Source organism: bacterium (assembly GCA_040755755.1).
Lineage (GTDB): Bacteria > SZUA-182 > SZUA-182 > DTGQ01 > DTGQ01 > DTGQ01.
Window position 1 is genome coordinate 21,943 of record JBFLZW010000022.1, and the last position, 25,245, is coordinate 47,187.

Annotated in this window: 21 protein-coding genes; 12 read left to right on the top strand and 9 right to left on the bottom strand. The window is 50.4% G+C overall.

All coding sequences use genetic code 11. From position 1 onward, the window contains the following. Positions 1-33: 33 nt before the first annotated feature. From AB1611_07485 to rseP, 3 genes are read left to right on the top strand one after another with little or no spacing between them, the layout of a single operon-like run. On the top strand, positions 34-876 hold the full coding sequence (locus AB1611_07485; GenBank protein ID MEW6379434.1) for a phosphatidate cytidylyltransferase: 843 nt from the start codon (positions 34-36) through the stop codon (positions 874-876). Beyond that, positions 876-2,042 carry a 1-deoxy-D-xylulose-5-phosphate reductoisomerase gene (locus tag AB1611_07490; protein ID MEW6379435.1) on the top strand — a complete coding sequence of 389 codons (1,167 nt, stop codon included), beginning with the start codon at positions 876-878 and terminating at the stop codon, positions 2,040-2,042. Before AB1611_07485 ends, AB1611_07490 begins: the two co-directional genes overlap by 1 nt. Further along, positions 2,036-3,343, top strand: a complete 1,308-nt coding sequence (rseP, locus tag AB1611_07495; protein ID MEW6379436.1) for an RIP metalloprotease RseP — start codon at positions 2,036-2,038, stop codon at positions 3,341-3,343. Before AB1611_07490 ends, rseP begins: the two co-directional genes overlap by 7 nt. 301 nt (positions 3,344-3,644) lie before the next feature. On the opposite strand, the gene AB1611_07500 is transcribed toward rseP, so the two are convergent. The 4 genes from AB1611_07500 to AB1611_07515 all read right to left on the bottom strand — a co-directional run bounded on the left by AB1611_07500 (position 3,645) and on the right by AB1611_07515 (position 6,194). After that, positions 3,645-4,100, bottom strand: coding sequence for a hypothetical protein (locus tag AB1611_07500; GenBank protein ID MEW6379437.1), 456 nt, complete (start codon positions 4,098-4,100; stop codon positions 3,645-3,647). Between the two features lie 126 nt (positions 4,101-4,226). Beyond that, entirely contained in the window at positions 4,227-5,222 is a 996-nt protein-coding gene (locus AB1611_07505) for a bifunctional oligoribonuclease/PAP phosphatase NrnA (protein MEW6379438.1), read from the bottom strand. 2 nt (positions 5,223-5,224) lie between these two features. Further along, a complete protein-coding gene (rbfA, locus tag AB1611_07510) occupies positions 5,225-5,593 on the bottom strand; it encodes a 30S ribosome-binding factor RbfA (protein MEW6379439.1) in 369 nt (122 codons plus the stop codon). Positions 5,594-5,912: 319 nt separating this feature from the next. Next, on the bottom strand, positions 5,913-6,194 hold the full coding sequence (locus AB1611_07515) for a DUF503 domain-containing protein (protein ID MEW6379440.1): 282 nt from the start codon (positions 6,192-6,194) through the stop codon (positions 5,913-5,915). Between the two features lie 337 nt (positions 6,195-6,531). Between AB1611_07515 and AB1611_07520 the strand changes: the two genes are divergently transcribed. Continuing rightward, positions 6,532-8,283: an AAA family ATPase gene (locus tag AB1611_07520; GenBank protein ID MEW6379441.1), complete on the top strand. Its 1,752-nt coding sequence runs from the start codon at positions 6,532-6,534 to the stop codon at positions 8,281-8,283. Between the two features lie 308 nt (positions 8,284-8,591). On the opposite strand, the gene AB1611_07525 is transcribed toward AB1611_07520, so the two are convergent. Then, on the bottom strand, positions 8,592-9,464 hold the full coding sequence (locus AB1611_07525) for an aminotransferase class IV (protein MEW6379442.1): 873 nt from the start codon (positions 9,462-9,464) through the stop codon (positions 8,592-8,594). A gap of 323 nt (positions 9,465-9,787) precedes the next feature. Between AB1611_07525 and AB1611_07530 the strand changes: the two genes are divergently transcribed. Next, positions 9,788-9,985, top strand: a complete 198-nt coding sequence (locus AB1611_07530; protein MEW6379443.1) for a DUF6485 family protein — start codon at positions 9,788-9,790, stop codon at positions 9,983-9,985. A 39-nt stretch (positions 9,986-10,024) separates the two neighbouring features. Here the strand turns inward: AB1611_07530 and AB1611_07535 are convergent, their stop codons facing one another. The 3 genes from AB1611_07535 to AB1611_07545 all read right to left on the bottom strand — a co-directional run bounded on the left by AB1611_07535 (position 10,025) and on the right by AB1611_07545 (position 13,472). Beyond that, complete coding sequence (locus AB1611_07535) at positions 10,025-12,055, bottom strand: ASKHA domain-containing protein (protein ID MEW6379444.1); 2,031 nt, start codon at positions 12,053-12,055, stop codon at positions 10,025-10,027. Positions 12,056-12,073: 18 nt separating this feature from the next. Next, positions 12,074-13,198, bottom strand: coding sequence for a hypothetical protein (locus tag AB1611_07540; GenBank protein ID MEW6379445.1), 1,125 nt, complete (start codon positions 13,196-13,198; stop codon positions 12,074-12,076). Positions 13,199-13,283: 85 nt separating this feature from the next. After that, positions 13,284-13,472 carry a hypothetical protein gene (locus tag AB1611_07545; GenBank protein ID MEW6379446.1) on the bottom strand — a complete coding sequence of 63 codons (189 nt, stop codon included), beginning with the start codon at positions 13,470-13,472 and terminating at the stop codon, positions 13,284-13,286. A 114-nt stretch (positions 13,473-13,586) separates the two neighbouring features. Between AB1611_07545 and AB1611_07550 the strand changes: the two genes are divergently transcribed. The 4 genes from AB1611_07550 to AB1611_07565 all read left to right on the top strand — a co-directional run bounded on the left by AB1611_07550 (position 13,587) and on the right by AB1611_07565 (position 16,925). After that, positions 13,587-14,234, top strand: coding sequence for an isoprenylcysteine carboxylmethyltransferase family protein (locus AB1611_07550; GenBank protein ID MEW6379447.1), 648 nt, complete (start codon positions 13,587-13,589; stop codon positions 14,232-14,234). Positions 14,235-14,792: 558 nt separating this feature from the next. Beyond that, entirely contained in the window at positions 14,793-15,488 is a 696-nt protein-coding gene (locus AB1611_07555; protein ID MEW6379448.1) for a hypothetical protein, read from the top strand. 203 nt (positions 15,489-15,691) lie between these two features. Continuing rightward, positions 15,692-16,552 (top strand): ARMT1-like domain-containing protein, encoded by an 861-nt coding sequence (locus AB1611_07560; protein ID MEW6379449.1) that lies wholly within the window; start codon positions 15,692-15,694, stop codon positions 16,550-16,552. After that, positions 16,500-16,925 carry a sulfite exporter TauE/SafE family protein gene (locus AB1611_07565; protein MEW6379450.1) on the top strand — a complete coding sequence of 142 codons (426 nt, stop codon included), beginning with the start codon at positions 16,500-16,502 and terminating at the stop codon, positions 16,923-16,925. The genes AB1611_07560 and AB1611_07565 overlap by 53 nt, the downstream gene beginning before the upstream one ends. Positions 16,926-17,025: 100 nt before the next feature. On the opposite strand, the gene AB1611_07570 is transcribed toward AB1611_07565, so the two are convergent. After that, the gene (locus tag AB1611_07570) at positions 17,026-18,420 is read right to left on the bottom strand and encodes a DUF4921 family protein (GenBank protein MEW6379451.1); all 1,395 of its coding nucleotides are present in this window, start codon (positions 18,418-18,420) and stop codon (positions 17,026-17,028) included. Positions 18,421-19,411: 991 nt separating this feature from the next. On the opposite strand from AB1611_07570, the gene AB1611_07575 reads away from it, so the two are divergent. The 3 genes from AB1611_07575 to AB1611_07585 all read left to right on the top strand — a co-directional run. Then, positions 19,412-19,645, top strand: coding sequence for a hypothetical protein (locus AB1611_07575; protein ID MEW6379452.1), 234 nt, complete (start codon positions 19,412-19,414; stop codon positions 19,643-19,645). A 475-nt stretch (positions 19,646-20,120) separates the two neighbouring features. After that, positions 20,121-23,723 (top strand): right-handed parallel beta-helix repeat-containing protein, encoded by a 3,603-nt coding sequence (locus AB1611_07580; protein MEW6379453.1) that lies wholly within the window; start codon positions 20,121-20,123, stop codon positions 23,721-23,723. Positions 23,724-23,944: 221 nt separating this feature from the next. Continuing rightward, positions 23,945-25,245: carboxypeptidase regulatory-like domain-containing protein (locus AB1611_07585; protein MEW6379454.1), on the top strand; the 1,301-nt coding region annotated here is incomplete at its 3' end.

A 25,245-nucleotide genomic window follows, 5' to 3' on the forward strand; every position in this document is an offset into this window, starting at 1 on the left:
ACTGATAACTTCTTTTCAGGTCGATACCAAAAAGTGAAAAACGATAATAAAAGCCATAAACACCCATTGCTGAAGCGGCTTGCTACGGCCTTTGTGGGTATTCCTCTGTTAATTGTCCTGATTTTCTATGGCACCCCTTTCCATTTCTGGCTGGTGATAACTGCCTGCATTCTCCTGGGGATCAGGGAATTTTACCAGATTCTGGGCCATGCCAATATCCGCTGCTTTACTCCTGTGGGACTGGGGCTCGGAGCCCTGGTCAGCATAGCTTTCCGGGAGGGATGCTCGCTTGAGCGTCTCTTCCTGGTCATTACTTTGACCGTGATGGTGCCCTTTATCGGCTATATCTTTCACTTTGACGATCTTTCCACTGTGATCCCGGAGCTGTGCGGCACCATGTCCGGGGTCTTTTTCATTGCCTGGATGCTGGGTCACCTGATCTGGATCCGGGGACTGGATCATGGGGAAGCCCTGATTTTCTATTTACTTCTGGTCGTATGGATTGGTGATAGTTCCGCCTTCTTTACCGGGACATATCTGGGGAGACATCGCCTTTCTCCCCTGATCAGCCCGAAGAAAACGATCGAGGGATCCGTCGGTGCCATAGCAGGCAGTATTCTGGTTTCGGTAATCGCCCATTTCACCTTTCTGCCATCAATAAGTCTGGGAAACAGCATTATCCTGGGCATGTTACTCAACATTCTCGGCCAACTGGGGGACTTGTCCGAATCATTGCTCAAACGGGGAGCCGGAGTTAAGGACAGCGGGACCCTCTTTCCCGGTCATGGAGGAATTCTCGACCGGATCGACAGCCTGATTTTTGCCGGGCCTGCACTGTACTATTACCTGACGGTATTCCAAAGGAATTTACCCTGATGAAGAAAAAAAGAATTGCCCTCCTTGGCTCTACCGGTTCGATTGGAACCAATACCCTGGAGGTAATCAGCCGATATAAAGAACGATATGAGGTTGTAGCCCTGGCTGCGGGATCGAACTTTACCCTTTTAAAACAGCAGATCAGAGAATTTCAGCCCCAATTGGTTTCAATCCGGGAGTCAGACCATCTGGCAGGCTTGCAGGAGGAAGTCAAACCATTTCATGGTGAGGCAGTGACAGGTATGGAGGGGTTACTCCAGGTGGCAAGATATGCGCAGGCAGACATGGTGGTCATTGCCATTTCCGGAGCCGCCGGATTGCTTCCGGCCTATGAGGCTGTTCTGGCAGGAAAAAGCATTGCCCTGGCCAATAAAGAAGCCTTGATCATGGCCGGTGAGATCATCATGGACAAGGCCAGAAATATGGGAATTCAAATCCTGCCGATAGACAGTGAACATTCAGCCATCTTCCAATGCATCCTGGGGCAGAACCGGAAGGAAATCGGAAGACTGATCCTCACTGCCTCAGGGGGGCCGTTTCTCTTCACTCCAAAGGAGGAGTTTTGCAGGATCACCTATCAACAGGCCCTTCACCATCCGACCTGGTGCATGGGCGAGAAAATCAGCCTCGATTCAGCCACCCTGATGAACAAGGCCCTGGAGGTTATCGAGGCCCACTGGCTCTTTAGCGTTCCCATCGAGAATATCGAGGTGGTGATTCATCCTGAAAGCATCATTCATTCCCTGGTGGAGTATCGGGATGGAAATATCCTCGCTCTTCTGGCGATACCGGATATGCGCCTGCCGATTCTCTATGCCCTTTCCTATCCGGAGAGGCTGCCCCTTGATCTTCCCCGACTGGATTTGCCCCGGCTGGGAAGGCTATCGTTCCATACCCCGGATATCCAGAAATTTCCCTGCCTCCGGCTGGGATACCAGGCAGCCCGGCAGGGCGGGACCATGCCCGCAGTGATGAATGCTGCCAACGAGCTTGCACTTTCGGCCTTCAAACAGGGCCGGATCGGCTTTTGTGATATTCCCAAAATTATTGAAGAAACAATGGATTGCCATCAGTCTGTTCCGTTGAGGGAAATCTCGGATGCCCTGTGGGCGGACCGCTGGGCCAGACAGCAGGCCAGTGACATTATAGGGAGACTTTCATGCTAACCGTAATTGCCTTTGTTATCTGTTTAGGTGTTCTCATCTTCGTTCATGAATTCGGCCATTTTATTGTAGCCAAGGCTATTGGCATCAGAGTGGAAAAGTTCTCCCTGGGCTTCGGCCCCAGGATTCCGGGCCTGGCTTTTAAAAAGGGTGATACCGAATACATGATCTCAGCCCTTCCGCTTGGAGGGTATGTCAAGATGGCAGGAGAAAACCCGGATGAGGAATTGAAAGGAGAACCCTGGGAATTCTCGTCCCGGTCACCCTGGGAGCGGATGCAGGTGGTATTCAGCGGGCCATTGATGAATGTGGTTCTGGCCTTTGTGCTCATGTTCGCTGTTTTTTCCCTTGGACGAAAGATTCCCGCCTATCTCACGAGTCCGCCGGTCATTAGCTGGGTCAAGGCAGATTCCCCGGCCCAAAAGGCGGGATTTCAGGCCGGAGATAAGGTCATCAGCATCAATGGCCACCCAATCAGCGACTGGGAAAACCTCCAGACCATGATTATTTCCAATGCCGGCTCCCGGCTTCGTTTTGTCATTGACCGCAACGGACAGCAGCTTAATCTTACCGCTACTCCGCATGATGTGGGAGGCATGGGACTGGGGTCTTTAGGCATCGACCATTACATCCCGCCCCGGATCGGGAGCGTAAATCCTGGCTACCCGGCCCAAAAAGCAGGTTTGAAGCCCGACGACCTGATCACCCATATCAATGGGAAAGCTGTCCGTCATTGGTACGAAATAGCTGATCTGATCCATGAGAATCCTGAAAAAAAAGTGGTTTTGAATGTCCAGCGGCTAGACAAACGATTTACAGTGACCATTGTGCCGGTCCTTGATCCGGATACTCAACAGGGACTTATCGGAATCATTCCTCTCGAAGAGATGGTCGTGAAAAAATACAGCCTTGGAGAAGCGGTCCAAAACGGCTTTGCCGAAACTCTGAAGCAGGGTAAGCTCACCTTTGCCTTTCTCTTTAAGCTGATCAGAGGGAAAACCTCACCCAGGTCCCTGGGCGGGCCGATCATGATCGCCCAGGTCGCCGGGGCCTCAGCCAGGTCAGGGATACCCGATTTCCTCTTCTTCATGGCCTTCCTGAGCCTGCAACTGGGAATACTCAATCTCTTTCCCATTCCGGTACTCGACGGAGGACACATATTCTTTCTGATTGTCGAAATGATCGCCGGAAAACCGCTCAGTATCAAGAAACGGGAGGTGGCTCAGCAGATCGGATTCGGAATGCTGATCCTGCTGATGGTTTATGTGTTCTATAATGACATCATGCGGTTTTTCGTGCATTAAGCAGGACCTGGGTTAGTTTGCTGCAAGGCTCATGGTCCGGCGGGCACCGCTAGAGCGGTTCCCGGTTGGCTAAACTACAAAGATTACCCCCAGTAGATATGCAGTAAGTAGGCTTGCAGGCAGCCCCTGGAGGGGGATGAGAGACTGTATTGGCGGGCAGTCCTTGTTATTGATAGTACTGAATTGATAGTACTGAGGAATCCTCGAAGCGGTAAACTTGCGGCGACTGCAAGTTTCGGGTTACGGATAGCGGTCGAAGTTACAGCACTTGCGGCCAGCAACCCGTAACCCGAAAGAGATGTTATTGGGAAAAATTACAGACCATACACCGGTATCCATCCTCGAAAAGAACCTCCATCTTTTGAGGAGTGATAAGGTGGGTCACAATCCCCATGCCAAATCTGCTGTGATTGATTAGATCTTCGATCTCGTAGGAATCGGACATGGTATAAGGTTTGGCCAGTGCCAAATCTTTTTTTGCCAGGGTTTCTTTCCATAGTTCTTTCTCTTTTTCCTGGAGCCGCCTTAACTTGGCACGCTTCTTTTCCAGCTCTTTCTCCTGCTTGGAAACAGGAGTGGCTGCTGAAGAAGAGCCTGCTTTGGCCCGGCTGCCAGGTTCACTGGCTCTGTATGTATGCTGGCTGTGACAGGTAAGGCACTCCACCTTTTTCGGTCGCTTCCCTACCATGGCTACTACCACATGATTTAAGATCAACCGGCACTTTGTGCAATAAGCATCGACTTCTGTACCAACCATGATTTCCTTTTTTATCGTGGTCTCCCCCTTCCTTTGGTAGTTAAGGTAGATCGTTTTTCAACTTTCCAGTGAAACCCTATTATATCAAAGATCAGGAGAAATTTGAATATGGATCGATTAATTTCTTCAAAATCTTCCTGTTTCCCTTAAGGGGGGTGAGTCTGCCAGTTGCCGCTGGATCGATTCCAATGTCCGCGCCCGGATCTGGGCGTAATTCCCCCTCATCTTTGCTCCGGCAGCGTTATGATGTCCGCCCCCTCCGAAACCCTCGGCAATTGCAGCGACATTGACCCGCCCTTTGGATCGAAAGCTGACCTTGAAGAAATCCTCACAGATCTCCTTGAACAGAACCGCTACCTCCACAGAGCCGATGGTGAGGGGGTAATTGACTACTCCTTCGGCATCGGCAGGAGTTGCTTCATGCTCCTGAAACGCTTCTTCCTTTAAATAGATCGTGGCTATCTTCCGGTCCTCACTCAGTTTCAGACTACTGAGAGCAATTCCCAGAAGCAGTATCTGAGCCGCTGTTTTCCGGCCATAAATCTGACCCGCGATCTGAGATGGCTGAACCCCCGACGATTCGATCAGAGCGGCTGCTATCCTCAGACACTGGGGAGTAGTGCTGCTGTAGGTAAAGTTTCCGGTATCGGTCAGTATGCCGGTATAAAGGTTGCTGCCGATAACCGGATCAAGAGGAATGGATAAGGCATCAGCCAGAAGGTAAACCATTTCCGAAGTGGAGGACATGTGCGGGTCAACCCAGTTCAACCGGCAGAAGCGATCGTTGTTGAGATGATGGTCAATATTGAGGCACGAGGATACCGGGGGCAGGGAAATTCCTGTTCTATCGAGGGATCCGCAATCGAGAACAATGGCGGCATCGAATTCCGCCGGGTTCCCGTCCGGCTGAGTCTTAATCCTCTCAGCACCGGGGAGAAAGTCATAGGTATGGGGTAGAGGATCTTTATTCAGAATCAGGCTGCCTTTGTACATTTTTTCCAGGATACAAGACATGGCTATCTGCGAACCTATGGAGTCCCCATCACCCGCCTCATGCGAGGTAATCAAAAATGTGTGGTGCCTGGTAATCCATTCCACAACTTCCCTAATTATATCGGACATTTTTACTCTTCATGCTTCAGTTTATCCTCATTATGTATTTCTTCTAGCAATTCACAAATATGTGCCCCTCTTTCGATCGAACTATCCATCCGAAAAAGGATCTCGGGTGTGTACCGTAAGCGCAGTTTTCTGCCCAGCTTTTTCTGGATAAATCCCTGAGCGCTTTTCAATCCCTCAAGAGCTTCTTTCTTTTTCTCCGCAGAGCCCAGGACACTGGCAAAAACTTTGGCATGCTTGAGGTCATCGCTGACTTCCACCCGGACTATACTGACAAATTGAATCCTCGGATCCTTGGTTTCTTCCAGAAGGATGGAAGAGATTTCCTCCCGAATGAGTTGTCCAACTCTGTCGCTTCGCTTGTAATCGAGCATCGACCCTTCTCCTTGTCTCACTTCTGATATACTATACTGTGAACGGGTGAATATTGAACTTCTTATTAGGAGTCAGAGTCCAGGAGTCAGAAGTCAGAAGAAAAGATAGCCTTTATTCTGACTCCTGAGTCCTGAATTCTCGACAAAAAGTAAAGTTTTAACCCGTTTGCAGTATACACTCCCCATGGCTGAGAACTGAACTTTTCCTGAGAATTCAGGAGTCAGAATTCAGAATAAGCATCATCTTCTCCTGACTCCTGGCTTCTGAATTCTGACTCCTGACTAAAAGTTCAATATTTACCTGTTCGGAGTATAACATTCACCAGACTTCGATTTCATAATGCCCAACGATGGCCAGGTCGGTACGTTCGACAAAGGAAACCACCTTTGCCAGAGTTTCATCCACCTTGCTGCGGTCATTACTCAAGGTGACAACTCCCAGAACTGACCGCTGCCATAAATCCTGCAGATCGACCTCGGCAATGGCCACATTGAACTTGTTTCTCACCTGATCCTTCAGGCTTTTAATAACCTTCCGCTTCGCCTTCAGGGAGTTGGATTCAGGAATGTATAATTCTATTCTACAAACAGCAACAATCATAGCATTTATTGAGAAGCCAGGAGTCAGAAGCCAGAATAAAGGCTTTCTTTTCTCCTGACTTCCGACTCCTGTTCAATATTATACCACACCGGCTAACGTCGGCCCAAATTCCGTCGCGAGAAGATCGGGCGGCTTCGGTTACAGACAAAATCGTCAATAACCGACTTGTCTATAGGAGCGCAGAGGATGAGGCAGCAGAGACAATAAAAGCGCCTCCCATTTTAGCCTGGAGGTGGATTTGAATTCCGCATAAACGATATGCTATCATAGTAAGAAAAAAAAGAAAACAAATTCTCGTAAAAACGGATAGAAAGGCCGATAGTGTGGTAGGTGATGCATGAAGGATGAAAATGTTCCAACAAAAAAAGAATTAGAAAAAGATCTGAATGAATTTCTCCAGAAAAAATATGGAGGACGGGTTCTCGGAGTTCCCGTCTTTCCCAGGGAAACGAACCAGGAGGAAACCAGCGGACCCCATTCGACGAGTTATCGTTCTTCCTCTTCTCCTGCCAGGAGAATGAATTTCGGGCTGCGTCCCCGGGAGTTGAAAGAATTTCTTGACCAGTATGTTATCAAGCAGGATGATGCCAAGGAAATCCTGGCGACCAAAGTCTGCACCCACTACCACCGCATCCAGTTGCTGCAGAGCGGCGAGCGGCTCCACCAGTTTCAGGACATAGGGAACATCAAGAACAACATCATCATGCTGGGCTCTACCGGCGTCGGAAAGACCTATCTGATCAAGTTGATTGCCAGCAGGATCGGAGTCCCCTTTGTCAAGGGGGACGCCACCAAGTTCAGCGAGACCGGCTATGTCGGAGGTGACGTGGAGGATCTGGTCCGTAATCTCGTCCGCGAGGCCAATGGCGATATTCAATGGGCGCAATACGGAATCATTTACATCGATGAGATCGATAAAATCGCCTCCCACGGTACTCACTACGGGCTGGATGTATCGAGAACCGGAGTACAAAGAGCACTGCTCAAACCCCTGGAAGAGACGGAAGTCAGCCTCAGGGTTCCCCATGATCCCTTGTCTCAGCTTCAGGCCCTGGAAAATTACCGCAAGACTGGAAAAAGCGAACCGCAAACGATCAACACCAGGCACATTCTTTTCATTGTCAGCGGGGCCTTCAATGGACTGGAGGAAATCATCCATCGGCGGTTGTATAACCAGAAGATCGGTTTTTGCGCCTCAACCCTGCCGCAAGAAAAGTCTCGCGTTTCATTGCTGAAGCAGGCCAAAGCCGAAGATTTCATCGAGTATGGATTTGAATCGGAGTTTATCGGACGGCTGCCCATCGTGACGGTCCTGGACGATCTGGACGAAGAGGACCTGTTTCAGATCCTGAAAAATAAAAACTGCTCGATTATTCTGAACAAAAAGTTTGATTTCAAGGCCTATGGGATCGATATCCAGTTCGAGAGCACAGCCCTGCGGGAGATAGCAAAACAGGCATATCGGGAAAAGACGGGGGCCAGGGGACTGGTGAGCGTGATTGAACGATCACTCATGAGATTCGAACAACTGCTGCCTTCGACCAGTATCGACAGATTTGTCGTTACCGGGCAAATCATCCAAAACCCCCAGGCCGAATTGGACAAGCTGCTGAACGATCCCTTCAATACGGACCTGATGGAACGCTACGAGAGCCTTCTCCAGGAGGAGAAAAATTCCGTTCGCCAATCGATTATCAGGCGCAGAGTGGAGCTGCAGGGGATCTATCATGAGCTGCTGGATAACGAAGCCATCGATATCATTGTTGATAACATCGTGACCGGCGGATACACCATCGATCAGATCCTCGAGCGGATCATCAAAATTCACGAGGCTCTCAAAAGCTACGAACGAGAGTTTTTCATCAGGTGCGGCATCGAAATTACCCTGGACCAGAGCGCGGTCAATTACATCACCGCTGAAGTCCTGCGAAGGGACATTTCTCCTCAGTCTTTCTGCGAGCAGATCTTTCGCAACTATGAGCATGGGCTTCGGCTGGTAGAGGAAAAAACAGGCCAGAAAAGATTTCTCCTCGACAAGGACGCGATCCTGGACAGCGAGAAATTTCTCAATCACCTGATCCAGACCTGATGCCTCCGGGGTCGGACCAAACCATCATATTGTTTTATTTATGATAGATATCTTAAAAGTAGGTGTTTTCATGCCTTAGAAGGCCATTTTTGGGGGCAAAATCACCGCTGTAAGGAAGCTGCCGTGGTTCCCGTAGCTCATGATCACCATTTGTCTCTCTCGCAGTGAGCCCAGCAGCCTTAATTCAATGCCTTGCCTGGAATTTGTTCCCTCTTTTTTCTTAGAAGGGTAATTTTAAGCCCAAAATTACCCTTCTAAGGCTAAAAATAAGCATCTGTTTTAGAATTGTCTATTTTAATATCATATACTTATCTTGGTCCGACCCGAGATCTGATCTTTTCCCGGTATTTTTGCAGGAGAAAGCGCGCTATCTCGCCGGGCTGTCCATCTCCTACCGGACATCGGCCAAGTGAAGTTACCGGCATGACCTCATAGGTAGTATTGGTGACAAACGCTTCTGTTGCCGTGAACAGGTCCTGGGCAGGAAAGTATCCCTCCTCGACCGCTATCCCAAAGAGGCGGGCAAGACCCAAAACCGCATCTCTGGTCACGCCAGCCAAAAGACCGACCGCAGGATCAGGGGTTCTCAGAATCCCGTTGGAAACCCAGAAAATGTTGCTGACGCTGCCTTCACATACCCATCCCTCCTGGCTGAGCATTATGGCTTCACGGGCTCCAGCCCGCAGGGCTTCCTGCATGGCCAGGATATTGTTCAGGAAATTGAGTGATTTAATGGCCGGGTCTGTGGCCTTTGGTGCATTGCGGCGGATATGGACCAGTTCGGCCCGGATCCCCTCCTGGTAAAGCTCCTGCGGATGGCCGGAAAATGCCCTGGCCTGAACGATGATCGTGGGTTTGGGGCAGAGAGCCGGGTTAAGGCCGATTTCTCCCTCCCCCCTGGTTATGGAAAGGCGAAGGTAGGCATCCTCAAGATGATTTTTGGCCAGGGTCTGGTAAAGGATATCCCGGATATCACCGGGCGTTTGGCCGGTTTCCAGGGAAATAGCCTGTGCTCCGGCCAAAAGGCGCTCGATGTGCCGGCTGAGAAAGAGGATCCTTCCTCCATAGGCTCTCAGGGTTTCGAAAATACCGTCACCATATAACAGTCCGTGGTCATACACCGAAACCTTGGCCTGTGATTTTGGCCAGAATGTTCCATTGATGTATATCCAGGGTTCCATGTCCTTGAAAAATTCCCCCTTAATTATAATTACGCCTCGCGATAAATCCGCGACCAGTTTGTATTACTAGGATCGGCAACCAGATCGCGTGCGGTATTCGGTGGGGTATAAACCCCACCCTCCATCTGCTTACCCTGAGCGGTGGAACCAATTCTTCTGGCTCCTGGCCGCTCTTCACTGATCACTGATCACTGACCCACTGGCCATACTCAAGCCTTGACACTGAGACAGGGACTCACGTATAATGCCGCTTGCCAGATGGTCATCCTCTCTGGCCCCTGTAAACCCTATTAACCCGTAAAACCCGCAAGGAGAAAGTGAAGATGCCTGAATGTCACCAGACAGCGAATAAGCAGGAGTGTAACTGTACCTATGAGCCGTGCCCGCGCAAAGGGCTCTGTTGCGAATGCGTCAGCTATCACCGGAAAATGCATCAGTTGCCTGCCTGTTATTTTACCCCTGAGATGGAGAAAACCTATGACCGGAGCATCAAGAATTTCATCCGCAACTACCGCAAGTAAACCCTGTCCGCTCAGCGGCTGTTCTCCTTCAGCCGTGCTTCACTTTCTCTCTCCCAGGAGAAGCTCGACCCGGGGGAAGAGCGAGATATTCGTATGGGGGAGAAAGAGGGCGGAGACGTATTCATCCATGAAAGAGGCCGAGGTGCTCAATTCGAGGTAAGTGGTTGAGCGGGCAATATGCTCGGCTTCTTTCCACAGCCTCTGGGAAAGCAGGGCCAGATGTCCTCCGGTAACAGAGCTGTTGCCCAGATAGCGGAATTTCTCATAGGGAATGTCAGGCAAAAGACCGATCACGACTGCATTGTGAATATTCAGATATCTGCCGAATCCTCCGGCAATCAAAAACCGCTCGATATCTTCGACTCCAAGGCTCATCTGCTTGAGCAGGGTGGAGCATCCGGCATAGACCGCACCCTTGGCCCGGAGGATATTATTAATATCGATCTCGGTAATGACAATGTCTTTCTGAATGGCCGAATCTTTGGCAAAGACCAGCACATACTCGAAGCCGTACTCTCCTTCCCGCAAACGGGGATGGGCGATGTCCCGGCAGATCTTCCCCTTGCGGTCGAGCAGGCCGGTCAGCAGCATTTCAGCCAGTGCATCAATAATCCCCGAACCGCAGATACCGGCAGGCGCTGCCTGGCCGATCACGGAAATTCTGGGCTCCAGGGTTTCCCGGTCAATGGCCACACTCTCGATGGCACCCGACGCGGCCCGCATGCCGTGCAGCACCTCCCCGCCCTCAAAGGCCGGTCCGGCTGAGCAGGAGGCGGTTACCAGCCAGTCCGCATTTCCCAGAACAATCTCACCGTTGGTTCCGATGTCGATAAATATGGTCAGGGGGGGCTCTTTGTGCATGCCGGTAGTCAGGATACCGGCCGTGATATCACCGCCCACGAAGCTGGCGATAGCGGGCAGGCAATAGAGATAGGCATGCTCATTTACCTTCAGGCCAATCTCCGCGGCTTTCACCGGCGGGACCGAAGACACGGTGGGAATATATGGCTCTTCCCGGATGTAGCGGGGATCGAGACCGAGCAGGAGGTGGATCATGGTGGTATTGCCTGCGGCCACGATGCAGCCGATATTCCGGGCAGCCAGGCCGGTCCCCTGCAGGATCTGGTCAATCAGTTCATTCATGGTGCCGACGACGAGCTGCTGCAGCTCTGCGAGGCCTTCATGGGTCCGTGCATAAACAATGCGGGATATGACATCCTCTCCGCAGCGGATCTGCGCGTTATAGCTTCCGGCCGTGTCAATGACCTGACCGGTTAAAAGATCGACCAGGTACACGACCACCGAGGTGGTGCCGACATCGATGGCCAGTCCCAGATGATGCTGGGTCTGATCCCCGGGCTGGATATCGAGGATCTCCACCCCGTCCGGCAGCTCGATCAGGGTGACCGTGATTTGCCAGGAGCCGCTGCGCAAAACCTTGGAGAGTTTCTTCAGCACCGGCAGGGGACAGCGCATCCGCTCGCCGGAAAACCCCCGGACCACAAGATCAGCCCGCAGGCGCTCGATATCACTGCGATGATCATCCAGGGAGGGAGGCTGCATCTGAAGATGCACCCGCCGGGTCCGGGGTTCGATTTCCCACTTGCCCAGTACCAGTTTATCCCTGACTACCGGTTTTTCCTCGAACAGGATCCGTGATCCGGCAGCAGGGACACCAGGGGCGGGAGACGGGGTGGATTCAGGAGCGGACGGCGCACCGGGGGCGGTATCCGGTTTGTCTCCGCCGGCCTTGTGGCCTACCACAACCGCCGGTCCACCGGCAGCGGCCCGTGATTCAGGCGGAATTTCAACTTCCATGTCTCCTTCCACCAGAACCAGACAGGCCAGACAATACCCTTTTCCAATCTCCTCTTTTCGCAAAAAAGGTGAGGGTGAAGCATGACATACGCCCCCCCGGACCACGACCCGGCACTTGCCGCAGGTCCCCTGCCCGCCGCAGGAGGCAGGGATCGGAAACCCGGCCTTTTTCAGCACGCGCAGCAGCACATCTCCTTCGGAGGCGATGATCTTTTTCCCTTCAGGATAAACAGTGATGGTAAACCGGTTCATCTTCTCCTTTTCTTCGATTTACGAGGCCAGAGCCCAGACAGCGACCAGAACCCCATGACGATAGATGTTTCCCCGGCCAAGGTCCTTCATCCGGGGAATGACACCGAACGCTCCGTCTTCCTCCTGGGAAGAAAAAATGAAATCCACCGTTTTCTCAAGACCCGGCACGTTCGTATAGTTCATGATTTTTGCACAGACAACCAGTTCACATAAAATGTCCAGTTGCTTTTTCGGCAAATACAGATTAATTCCTTCTGGAATAATGCGCTGAACAAATTCCAGCTCTTTGGGCATGAGCATGGTTTCAGGATTTTTATCACCAAAGCTGGAGATAGCGAAAATCTCATGGGTAATGTCGTAGAAGAAATTGCTCACATCCTGGTCAGAGGCATAACTTTTCCCTATGGGAATGAGATAGCTGTTTTTGGTCATGGAGGCAATCACCCCCTGGCCGATGGAGGTTTCCATCGGGACCTTCGGCTCATAGCCCAAATCGCGCAAAAGCGCGCTGTTCAGGATAACATAGGTAATATTCGGAGGATACGTCATCTCACTATTGAGGATTTCCCGTTTGATGAACTGATGAAGGTCTCCGGTTTCAAATCCTAATTTTTCAGCAGCCTTGGTAATGGCCAGATAGGCGGTGATTTCTCCGGCGAACTCGATGCGAAAATCCTTCTTCGACCGCAGCTCCTGAAGTATCCTGGCCAGCCGGTCCCGGTAAAATTGCTTCTCCTCGGCAGTCTTAGCCCGGATGGAGAGCACATAGAACAAATTCGCTTCTTCACCCATTTCCAAAAACCCGCCATCCTGGAAACTGGCCGGATGGTCGATAATCCATTTCAGGGCTTTCTGCATGATCTTTTCTCTCCGAGATAGACTGGAGTCCTGAGACTGGTCCGGATTGGAGCCCTGGGCCGGTGCCTGAACCTGTGCCTGCGTCTGGGCCTGGGCAGCAGCCGGATTTTGAGACATGCTCAACCCTTGAGATGCATCGGAGCCCTGCGATGCACTGATGCCTTGAGAAACAGAACCTTCCTCCCGAGGATGATAGGTACACGAGTGCTGGTGACATGCACAGGAAGTTAAAAAAAGAGCCGCCAAGATCAGTACTGACCACGTCTTTCTACTGTAGCTTTTCATCTGCCTCTCCCCCTTGGTTATTAGTAAAATTTTTGGAACTGTACCATACTCCCGGCAGGGTTGTCAAGCTGGCGGTCCCTCACTTTCAGGCAGTAATCACAGCAAGCATTATCCGGTTCTCGAATTTTTCAACATTTCTCTTCCCCGGCCCTCCCCGGCTTTCAAAATGAAAGCATTCTGGTGGCCGATTATTCCGCTTTTTGAATCCCTGGGTCCATTTTTCGATTTCATTATTAATGAGATGAGATAAGGTGAGTAGTTTTTCTTTTATCATACCTTCCGAATACATTAATTATCAGGACGCTGGATAATTGTTGAATAATCCCTGCTCATCGGGAGCACCCTCGAATGGAGAGCGAGGTAAAAATACAAGATAAGGATAAAGAAAATGGATAATAACTCAAACTTCAAGGATAAGATACGAGGATTAATTATGCCTTTGGGCATTTCCGCATTGCTTGCCCTCGTCTATAGCACTTCCCGCATGCCTTTATCCCTTCAGACTCAGGGACGTATTCTTGTGCTGGTTATCATGATGCTCTGGGGGGCAGTTGAAGCGTTTGCTGTTCAAGGAAGCCATAAGATTGATTTTGATTTAATCGATAGATTCCTCAAAGCAGGAGCCTTAATCGGATTAATCCTCAGCATGATTTTTGGAGATGTCAGGCATAAGTTTATCATCTATTTAGGATTTTTTATACTGATTTTGGGAATAATTTTAAGGTATCTGGCCATACGGGCATTGGGAATTAACTTTTCGTATAACCTTAACGTGAGAAAGGCAGGGCAATCTCTGGTGGATTATGGAGTATATCATAATATCCGGCACCCGGGGTATCTGGGCGTCTTTCTTATAATGTCGTCTTTGCCCCTCATCCATGCGAGCCTTACCGGTTTTCTGGTGGTGACGATTTGTTCATGGATATGGATCAACAGGAGGATTTCCCGTGAGGAAAAGATAATGATAAGCTCCTTTCCTGACCTCTATGAAGCTTACAGAAAAAGGACAAAGAGGCTGATACCGTTTATTTACTAAGGACATTTTTAATCAGGAGTCAGAATTCAGGAGTCAGAATTCAGGAGTCAGAAGAAAAGACAGTCTTTATTCTGGCTCCTGGCTCCTGACTCCTGACTCCTGACTTTATACTACCTGCCATGCATCAGATTGCATAGTTTTAATATTTATGAATCGAATTGCATATTTTTTATTCTCGCTCCTGTCTGTCAGATTAGCTAACCTCTTAAATTCTCACATCTGTCCGAACAGAAAAATACTGGCACCTGACTTGCTTCCCTTATCAACAGGCGAGGCTAGCCTTTTTTAAGCCTCCCTGTTTGTTGAACAGAGATTGATACAGGAGTCAGATAAGGAGGGACAACCGGGATCAAAGAAGGCGGTTTTTCTGGGGTTCAAGCGGGTTGCGGTTCGATGAGCGTGCGGTTCACGATGGGTTGAGGCTCTTTGCGGATGTGGTTCTTTGGGATTGTGGTTAGCTGATGTTGCGGTTCTTGTGATTGTGGTCTGTTGAGGTGGACTCTTGGCAGAGTCCGCAGTGATAGCGAAAGTTCATTCGAATGAGGAAAGGTAATCCCTATGATGCACTGCTTTGCCCAGAAAAATATGATGAAGATGCTGCTCTTTGGTATTACGGCCTTGGTCATTTCAGGCACTGTTGCATTTTCTGCTCTTTCGGTCGCCAATGCCCAGGGCCTGTTTGGGCTTCCTTTTTGGAGCAATCCTGTGGCTCCCAGATACTCCTACGATTTCGTATCTCCTTATTTTAATCCGCTGACGGCAGGCCTTGGGCTGTTCCCTTCTGCCACACTGGCGAGGAGCTCATTGACTGCTTCTCCACTTCGAACAGCTCATGCTACCATTAATGGGGTGACGACGGTTTTTGTCCCTCCCTCAGCCACAAGCGTGAAGTTGACGGTCAAGCCGTTCACAAGCCCGCCGGGTACGGGTACAGGTACATCGGTCCCCAGCATCAAACTGTCTGCCTTGATTCCGCCGCTCACGGTCTACGTCTATCCGGTCGGTTATGTGCCTCCGGCATCGGTAACAGTTCCCGTTGTGGTGCCGGTAACAACGCCGGTAACAACGCCGGTAACAACGCTGGTAACAACGCCGGTAACAACGATCCCTACGTCTACGGTAACAGCTCCGGCAGTGATCTCGGGTCTGGGAGGCCTCCAGCAGGTATTCCCTCCACCCCTCCGACCGACATTTTCGTCTTTTGGGTCGGTGTTTCCAGCTCTCTGGCCGGTACCTTCTCTTTACCTTTTCTGACGGTAAGGCTGGCAGTAATCCGACCTTATCGAAGGAGAGAGGATGAGCTTGGACAGGTGGCTTCTTTTGAGCCTGTCCAAGCTCTTTTTTATTTTTCCGCCTTGCCGTTCTGACATCTTTTCTGGTATGATGCATCCTGCAATACAGAAGCACGCAGAAAAATAGCGCACAGGAAAATTACCGGAAAAGGTCAGAGTGCAATCATGAAGACATCGCTCAACTGTTTCCCCTGTTTCATCCACCAAACCTTAAATGCCCTGGACATGCTCAATGCAGATGCCCAGGTCCGGGAGCGGGTACTCCGGGAAGTGCTTCGCTGCTCCAGTGAGATCGATCTGCTCCTTCCTCCCCCGGCCATGGGCAGGGCTATTCACAACCTTATCCAAAGGGAGTGTCATGCGCCGGACCCTTACCGGGAGGCCAAAGATCGTTTTAATCGTCTCGCTCTGGCTCTTTACCCGGATATGGCCAGAAAGATCAAAAATTCACCGAATCCGCTTGAGGTTGCCGTACGGCTGGCTATTGCCGGAAATATTATCGATTTTGGAATCCACACCCGGCTGCAAATGTCACAGGTTCACCAATCCGTTCAGGAAGCACTGGATACTCCTCTCGATCCGGCAGCCTTTGCCCTGCTCGATCAGGCCGTTCAAGAGGCCAGGCAGATCCTCTACCTGGGGGATAATGCCGGAGAAATTGTCTTCGACCGGCTGTTGATCGAAACTCTTCCCTCTGAGAAAATTACCTTTGTGGTCAAGGGAGGCCCTATCATTAATGATGCGCTGCGGGAAGATGCCGAGTTCATCGGACTGGCAGACCTTGTGCCGGTCATTGACAACGGGGCCAATGCACCGGGAACTGTCCTGGAACTGTGCTCTGCGGATTTCGTCCGGCGATTTCATCAGGCCGATCTGATTATTGCCAAGGGACAGGGAAATTTTGAAACCTTAAACGATGTGCCTCAAAAGATATTTTTCCTTTTAAAAGCTAAATGTCCGGTCGTGGCTGAGCATGTTGGCTGTAAGATCAATTCCATGCTCCTGCTGCCGCACCTTTCCTGGTAGGAAGGAGAAAAAATTGTTGTTTATCGTCTATATTATCCTGGGCATCATAGCCGGAATATTCGGAGGTTTTTTCGGACTCGGCGGAGGGGTGGTCATTATTCCTGCCCTGGTTTATCTTTTTCACTACAGCCAGCACCAGGCCCAGGGCACTGCCATTGCCACTTTGCTTCCCCCGATCGGGCTGTTTGCCGCTCTCAAGTACTACCAAAGCGGGAATGTCCATATTAAACCCGCTATCTTTATGTCTCTCGGTTTTTTTGTCGGCGGATATCTCGGCGCGGTAATCGCCAATAAGCTCCCCGAAGGGAAGCTGCGGTTCTTCTTCGCTTCCCTGATGCTGGTTGTTTCCCTGCACCTGTTTTTCAAGAAATAACCAAGAACCTGACGAGGGTAAATTAACGGATTTCCTGCGGCCTGTGGAGAACAGGCCGCAGAAAATCCGAAATAAGCGATTTTAAGGAGAGTTGCCGGGTTTATTCCTGGCCTGCACCGACCAGTTCCGAAGGATAGCTCATGGATGCCGCTCTGTTTATGGCAGCATAGCCCTGCCGCTGGCTGTAGCGCAGGGAGTTGGGCCGGACCGGGCACTCTTCGGCGATTTTAAAGCCGTCGATGATCTTTTTGTCGCGCAACTCATACAGCCGGGGAACCATAATGTCCCGCAATTCGGTCAGTCCCATCGGGTTGATAAAGATCTTGGTCCCGCCTTCAAAACCAGCCGGAGTATTTACCCTCCACTTGATCAGGATATGCCAGGGCATGGGAATGATTGCATCCCGCGGGCAGTAGTACCATTCTTCGTTGCAGGAGATGGCTTTGCCCATGGCTGCATGACAGGCATGCACAAGGTCACTGAATCCCCGCAATTCCTCATCGGTATGCTCATTGGGCCGCAGATGCTCGCTCTTTGAGTAGATAACCAGGGTAGGATGAACATGCCCGATATCGACAAAAGCCATGGCATGGTCATTTTCAGCTATGACCAGGTTATTATAGCAGGCGAAGTTGGCTGCCATGTCGTTGTAAATATTGGGATGAGACTGCACCAGAGCCAGTTCCTGCTCGACCGAGGTTCCCCACTCGTCCAGGGCCACCAATTGCTTATGCAAATGGTCGAAAGATGCTCCCGCATCCCGCAGCCAGTTCTGAAATATGCTCACATAGCGGACATAGCGGTTTTGAGCATAGATGTCTTCCATAGCCTCAATGGTAAACTTGAAGTAGTGGAAATGCTCCTCCTGGGTAAGCTCTCCTGAAGAGCACAGGTCGGTGTCGTAGTGAGCACCGGGTTTATAATGTTTCCGGGCGACTATCAGCTCGTGCCCGCCACAGAAAAAGGCATTGGCCAGTTTCAGCTTATCGTCCAGGGGCTTGGCAGCGATTTCATCCGGCGTCAGGCCGGAGAGCTTCAATTTCAAATCAATGATGCCCAATACATGCTTTAATCCCTCATCACTGGAAATATACCGCTGCTTCCACTCCTTGTTTATGCCATCCAGCTTGAAGTTATAGTTTTTTTCCCAATAATCCGTGGTCACGATTTCAAAAAGGTTCGGTATTCGCCGAAAATCGGCATCTTCGGCAAAGACCTGTTCCGCATTCAGACGGTTCCTGGCTTCATAGCCATGACTGGTTTTCACCAGACGGGCTTTCTCCGGCGGAGTGTTTTTATAGTTAGCGAAACAGAAATTACAATAATCTTCCGGGGATCTGGGAGTAATTTCCCTGGGTGCTGATTTAAAACTATTATAGCTGGGTTTGTTTTTCCGTCCGGGAATCGTCCAGACTTCCCGTCCGGTAAAAGGATTAATCTGTTTTCCTGTGCCGTCCGGCATCACACGGTAAATCATCTTGTGTAAACGATACATATTTGATCACCTCGTTATTGAAGGGAAAATGAATAAGAGAATCTTTTCCTCACCCTCAGCAGATACGTTCAGCTCTCTTGTAATTCCTCCTTCCATCTTCGAGCACTGTCCTTACGCAATAATCCCGATCTCCCACGCGTGGTATAAACAGGTGGTCAAAAGTCTCAGCGTACTCTTGTGATTTTTGTTCAAACTTCCTTAGTATTGCGTATTGCGAATATTTTCCAATTGAATCAAATTGTTCCGTGATGAGAAATTATTGCGCCCCGAGAGCGTGGCTCATCGGTCTTTGTTGGTTTTTATCATTCAGTGAAGGTCGTATCGGACGTTCTGCCTGAAAGTATTATCGACATAATTCCTGACTGAATATGGGTAAATCGACGGAAAAAATCTGCGGGAAGATAAACCTTTCGGAGAAATCGGGTCTGCAGGACTTTGTACCAAGGCAAAGATTCTTATGGCCCCTTTGATTTTCATAATGACAGTTAATTTTTACCTCTAACTTAAATTAAACATCCCGGAGCAAGTCAGCCAATTTTATTCCATTTTTGAAAGGATAGTCAAGGTAAAAGTTTATGTTTTCGGGCTTTTTATTCAAAACGGTTGTTTTTAAGGCGCGAGGCTGAATCTCCCGGCGAGCATGTCGCCTTCTTTTCAAAGAGAATATATGAGGATAGTTATATAATATTTTATAAGTAATTTATAATTTATATATATTTATATATCTCTGTTGACAAACAATGGATATGTTTGGTATATATTTGATATATATCTTAAATTGTAACTTGGGCACAAAGACAGCAGAAGCTGACAAGTGCTTATCGAGCGTAATAACCGAATATATATGGTAAAGAAATAGTGTAAATATCTCGATAAAATAGATAGGAAGCATTTTACATAACCTTTTTGTTTCGATCATTCCGTGACTTATCATAAAAGACACTCATAGGTATGGGAATTGTCAAAGGCTCGTCTCAAGGAGTTATAATTCATGCGCAACTGGATCAATTTCCTGATAACTAATGAATATATCGATTCTCTTGCCTGGTTAATGGCGCTGGGTTCATTTCTGCTGGCCTATATCAGGGTGATTAAATCGTACTATTACACCCCTCTTCAGGACGCTACCGATGTTTTGCATGGCATTAGATATAAGTTCGACATTCTCAAACCACTCATTATCTTTCTGATCAGTATGGCCTGGATAGTGACTCATTTGGGATAATATGCGGAATCGCAGGTGGGGGCAGAAAAGAGCCCCACCCTGCACTTCCCTTGTCCCTGCTCTTATGCTCGATTCCAAGCCTCAATTCCCATTCTCTCCCCTTTGATATCTCTTCTCCTGCCTCCACAAAAACCCTGCCCCTGTCAGGGGAGCAGGGCGAGGTGGATAACTTAATTATTCTCAGGCTTCACTGAACTTTCCGGTTTTAGTCGAAGTATAATACCAGTGGCATCCTCTTTTCATAATTTAATTTTCATAATTTTGACGAAATTAATTTTTACTCAAATTTATCTTGAACTTTTACCGGTTTTCTCCGGAGGGATTGAACGGCCAAGGTCAAGGTATCTGGCGGTTGTCATATGCTCCGAGGTTTCAGGTGATCAGGTTGATAATTCAAGGGATACCAATAAACAGCCCGCTGAAGTATCTCGTATCGGTCCTTTGCTTGACGGTTATCCTCTGTCCGGCTGCGGTTATGCTCTGTTTAACCCCGGCAGGGGCCGGGCTTGGCGCTTCCGTGAGCAATGCCGGTTTGCATGAGATGAAGAATGCCCTGGATATTCGTGATCTTGGGATCTCAGATCAGGTGCTGGTCACTCTCCTGGATCAGGAATGCAGCCCCGGAGTAAAATACCGCGACCTGGCTGAAGTAGCGTGCAGGGAACTGTCATATGCGGCCTGTCTTCGTCAACGCAACCTTGATACTGCTCTCGATCTCCTCAAAGGCATAGAGGATATCAATGGATGGCTTTTGAAATTTTCCGGTTTTCTTGAGATCGGAGCGGACCGGACCGGCAACTCTTCCGCAGGCGATTCTTTCCCTGTGTTCCCCGGCCTTATGAGCAGCATGCTGCAATATGACGTGGGTGGTCTTATCGGCGACGGCCAGGACCCTGCATACATTCCCTCCCTCAATGGAGTCATAAGCAGATACCTGACGCTGCGGGGATACGATGGGGATGATCAAAAAGCCTGGCAGAAGGTGAAAAATACCGTCGGCTCCGGCACGAGCGGCTTTGGCAGGTATTTCCCGCTGCATGAGCAGGCAGTTCATACCCTGGCCAGGCACTCATGGGTAGCTGCCTATCATGAACCGGATGTCAGGAGCCATGTCCAGGCGCTGGGACAGAGGATCCGCCATCTGGTATCGAGATACCGGGCCTATGAGTCCGGGCAGAATATCGGTATTTTTACCCGGAATGCTGAATCGGTGAGGATTGTTAACTATGGGCATGACTGCATCTCTCAGGTGGTGCTCAGGGACCGGATGACGCACAGGAGCCACCTGACCTGTATCCGGTCAGGTGGCTGCCAGTCGGAGGATAAATCAGCAGGCCAGGGAATCAAAATATGCGGGCAGAGCCAGGCAGATATTTTGGCCAACGGTGATCTGGACAGGGTGAGCCATCTGGATTTTATTGTCCTGGGCGTCAGGGTAAGCCTTCCTTTCGCTCCTGTTCCCGTACGGCCTGGTTTCCCGCTGAAGACAGACTCCCCGGCCCAATATGCACCCTGTAAAGTCGAGGTGAAAATGGCTGATGCAGGGGGGGCCAAGGTTACTCAGGCGGTGAAACTCCCCGCAACTTCCCGCAATCCCCTGCCAGTCAAAAATCCCCTGGCCGTAAGTACCGGACCCTTGGTATTTCTCCCTGACCGGACGACCATCGACTATGATACCGTATGGTCTCCATCCCGCGTTTATGTGCTGTGCGGGAAGGTTGTCATAGCCCAGGGTGCTGCTTTAATCATCGAGCCGGGGGTGGTGGTCAAGGGAAGGGATCACGGCAGTCGGCTGGTCATCGACGGGACCCTGGCGGCCAGGGGCACAGAGCAGTCCCCGGTGGTGTTCACTTCCCTGAAAGACGATGCCTGGGGTGGAGATACCAATACCGACAATGATAAATCATCTCCTGCTGCCGGTGACTGGGACGGCATATCCTTTACCGACACCAGCATCGATGCTGCCTGCATCCTGGATCACTGCCTCATCCGTTACGGAGGGCATGGCAGTCAGGCTGGCACCATCCTCTGCGACCGCGCTTCTCCGGCGATCAGCAACTGTACAATCAGCCATAACCGGACCTGCGGCTTCAGACTTCAGGATGCCTCACCGTCCATCAGCCACTGCACGATAGCGAACAACTCTTCTGCGGGGATTCTGTGTGAGGGCAGCTCCGCCCCCGCCATCAAAGGATGCACGATCTCCGGCAACAGCAGCTTCGGGATTTACTCCTCCGGCACCTGCGCTGCGCTTATAACCGGCAACACCTTTTCGGCTAACGGTTCCTTTGCGGTTTATCTCGCCTGCACCAGAACGGTATCCATCTTCGATAACACGGTCAGTGACTTGGGCGGCGGAATCTGCCTTTCGGGAATGATCAGCGCAGATACTCTTCTGGGCAATAATCCGGACTGTCCCTATGTGGTCAACAGCCTGACGGTAGCCGAGGGTGCCACTCTGACCATCGAGCCGGGGGTGATAATCAAGGGAGACAATCAATACGGCCGCCTGACCATCAACGGCGGCCTGGAGGCCAGGGGCACGGAGCAGGCCCCGATCGTGTTCACCTCCCTGAAGGACGATGCCTGTGGGGGGGATACGAACAATGATCAGGATAATTCACTCCCCGCTGCCGGTGACTGGGATGGAATATCTTTTTCCAGCACCAGTAATGATACTGCCTGCATCCTGGAGCACTGCATTATCCGCTATGGGGGGTATGGCAGCAAGGCAGGTGCCGTATCCTGCTCCAGTGCATCGCCAGCATTCAGCCGCTGCATAATCAGCAATAATAGAACCAGCGGGCTGAGCCTTCAAAATGCCGCGCCCCTGATCAGTCATTGCACCATCGCTGATAACGGTTCAGCGGGAATCCTGTGTGAGGGCAACTCCGAACCTGTCGTTGTCGGATGCACGATTAAGAATAACCGGTCCTGCGGGATATGCTCCTTCGGCACCTCAGCTCCCGCGATCACCGCCAACAGCTTTTCGGATAATGGCTCCTTTGCGGTTTATCTCTCCTGCACCCGGAACGTTGCCACGTTCGGTAACACTGCAAGCGGCAGCGGCTCCGGCATTTACCTGCTGGGAACGATCGCCGCTGACAGCCGCCTGGCCAATAATCCGGATTGTCCCTATGTGCTCGGCAGCCTGACCATAGCCGAAGGCGCTGCCGTGACCATCGATCCGGGTGTGGTAATCAAGGGGTTCGCTCAGGGCAGCGGACTGGCTGTCAGCGGTGCTCTGACGGCCAGGGGCACGGAGCAGGCCCCGATCGTGTTCACCTCCCTGAAGGATGATGCCTATGGTGGAGATACGAACAATGATCAGGATAATTCATCCCCTGCTGCCGGTGACTGGGATGGAATATCCTTTGCTGATACCAGCAGCGATGCTGCCTGCATCCTGGACTACTGCCTTATTCGCTATGGAGGATATGGCAGCCGGGCGAGCGCCGTATTCTGCGATAACGCCTCGCCCTCCTTCAATCGCTGCACAATCAGCAACAGCCTGACCTGCGGCCTCAGGCTCCAGGATGCCTCTCCGGCCATAAGCCATTGCACCATTGCCGACAACTCCTCTCCGGGAATCCTGGCTGAGGGTAACTCAGGACCCCCTGTTACCGGCTGCACTATCCGCAATAACAAAACCTGCGGCATCCACTCCATCGGCACTTCAACTCCCGTAATCACCGGCAACAGCTTTTCGGACAACGGCACCTTTGCAGCTTATCTTTACTGCACGGGAAATGTCGTTATTTCCGATAACACGGTCAGAGATTGCGGCGGAGGAATCTGCCTTTCGGGAATGATCACTGCCGATACCCGCCTTGGCAATAACCCGGATTGCCCCTATATGCTCAACGGTCTGACCATAGCCGAAGGCGCTACCCTGACAATGGAGCCGGAAATCACAATTAGAGGCAGGAACCAATGCACCTGGCTGATCATCAATGGCGTCCCGGCTACACATGAACGCGGTTCATCTCCTGCCGGCGGAGGAGAGAAAATGGCCGGGGAGAAGGTCGGTGTTGGCCCCAAAAACCCGGCCAGCCTGCCCAAACTGCGCTGGAGATAAGGTAATTTAAATCCATTCCCGCAGTACTGAAAATTTGACAATTCCTATCGAGAATTATTAAAATTTAATATCACTAAAATTCCAATATCTTTAATCTCTTATGAAATTGAACATTATTGCCTTCGAGAGACGGTATAGATGATACGAGAGACTTGAAAGCATGAATACCTACCTTATGAAAAATAAATAATTTACTGGTTAGTTTAAGGGAGGATCGTGGTATGAGAAAAAGCGTGGTTTTGACAGGTGGAGCACTGGTTATTCTTGCCATTTGCAGTTTATTGGTGAGCGGAGTCATGGCAGAGTGGACCATAGAGAGGGTGGATGCACCAAAGATTTTTACCGAGATGAGCTCAAGGGCAATTGCGGTCGATACCGGCAATCATCCCCATATTGCCTATGGGAGTGATCATCTTTACTATACTTACCATGATGGAAGTGCCTGGCATTATGAGACAGTAGATTCATCATCCAGGGTGGGAAGCTATGCCTCGATCGCCCTTGATGAATCCGGTAATGTGCATATCAGCTACTATGATGAGCATAATGGAGCCCTCAAGTATGCCACGAATACTTCCGGCTCATGGCAAATCCAGACTGTGGACAGTACAGGCAATGTGGGAAAGTATACCTCGATCGCCCTCGATGCATCCGGTAAGGTGCATATCAGCTATTATGATAATACCAACACTAATCTCAAGTATGCCACGAATACTTCCGGCTCATGGCAAACCCAGATTGTGGACAGTGATGGCAATGTGGGAAAATATGCCTCGATAGCCCTTGATGCATCCGGTAAGGTGCATATCAGCTATTATGATGTAAGTAATAGTAACCCGAAGTATGCCACGAATACTTCCGGCTCATGGCAAACCCAAATCGTGGACAGCTCAGGGGATGGAGGAAGCTATACATCGATTGCTCTTGATGAATCCGGGAAGGCGCATATCAGCTATTACGATGAGGATAATGGTAACCTGAAGTATGCCGCGAATGTTACCGGCTCATGGCAAATCCGAACCGTGGACAGTACCGGGGATGTAGGAAGGTATACCTCGATTGCCCTCGATGCATCCGGGAAAGCACGTATCGGCTATTATGATGTTGATAGTGGTAACCTGAAGTATGCCATAAATGTTTCCGGCACCTCATGGCAAACCCAAACCGTGGACAGTGGAGGGGACGATGTAGGAAGCTATGCCTCGATTGCCCTCGATGCATCCGGGAAGGCGCATGTCAGTTGTTTCGATATGGATAATGGTGACCTGAAGTATGCCACGAATGTCACCGGCTCATGGCAAACCCAAACTGTGGACAGTGCAGGGGATGCAGGAAGGTATACTTCGATAGCTCTCGATGCATCCGGTAAGGTTCACATCAGCTATTATGACGATAGCAGTGATGACCTGAAGTATGCCACCAATGCTTCCGGCGCATGGCAAATCCACGTTGTGGACAGTGCAGGAGACGCAGGAAGGTATGCCTCGATTGCCCTCGATGCATCCGGGAAGGCGCACATCAG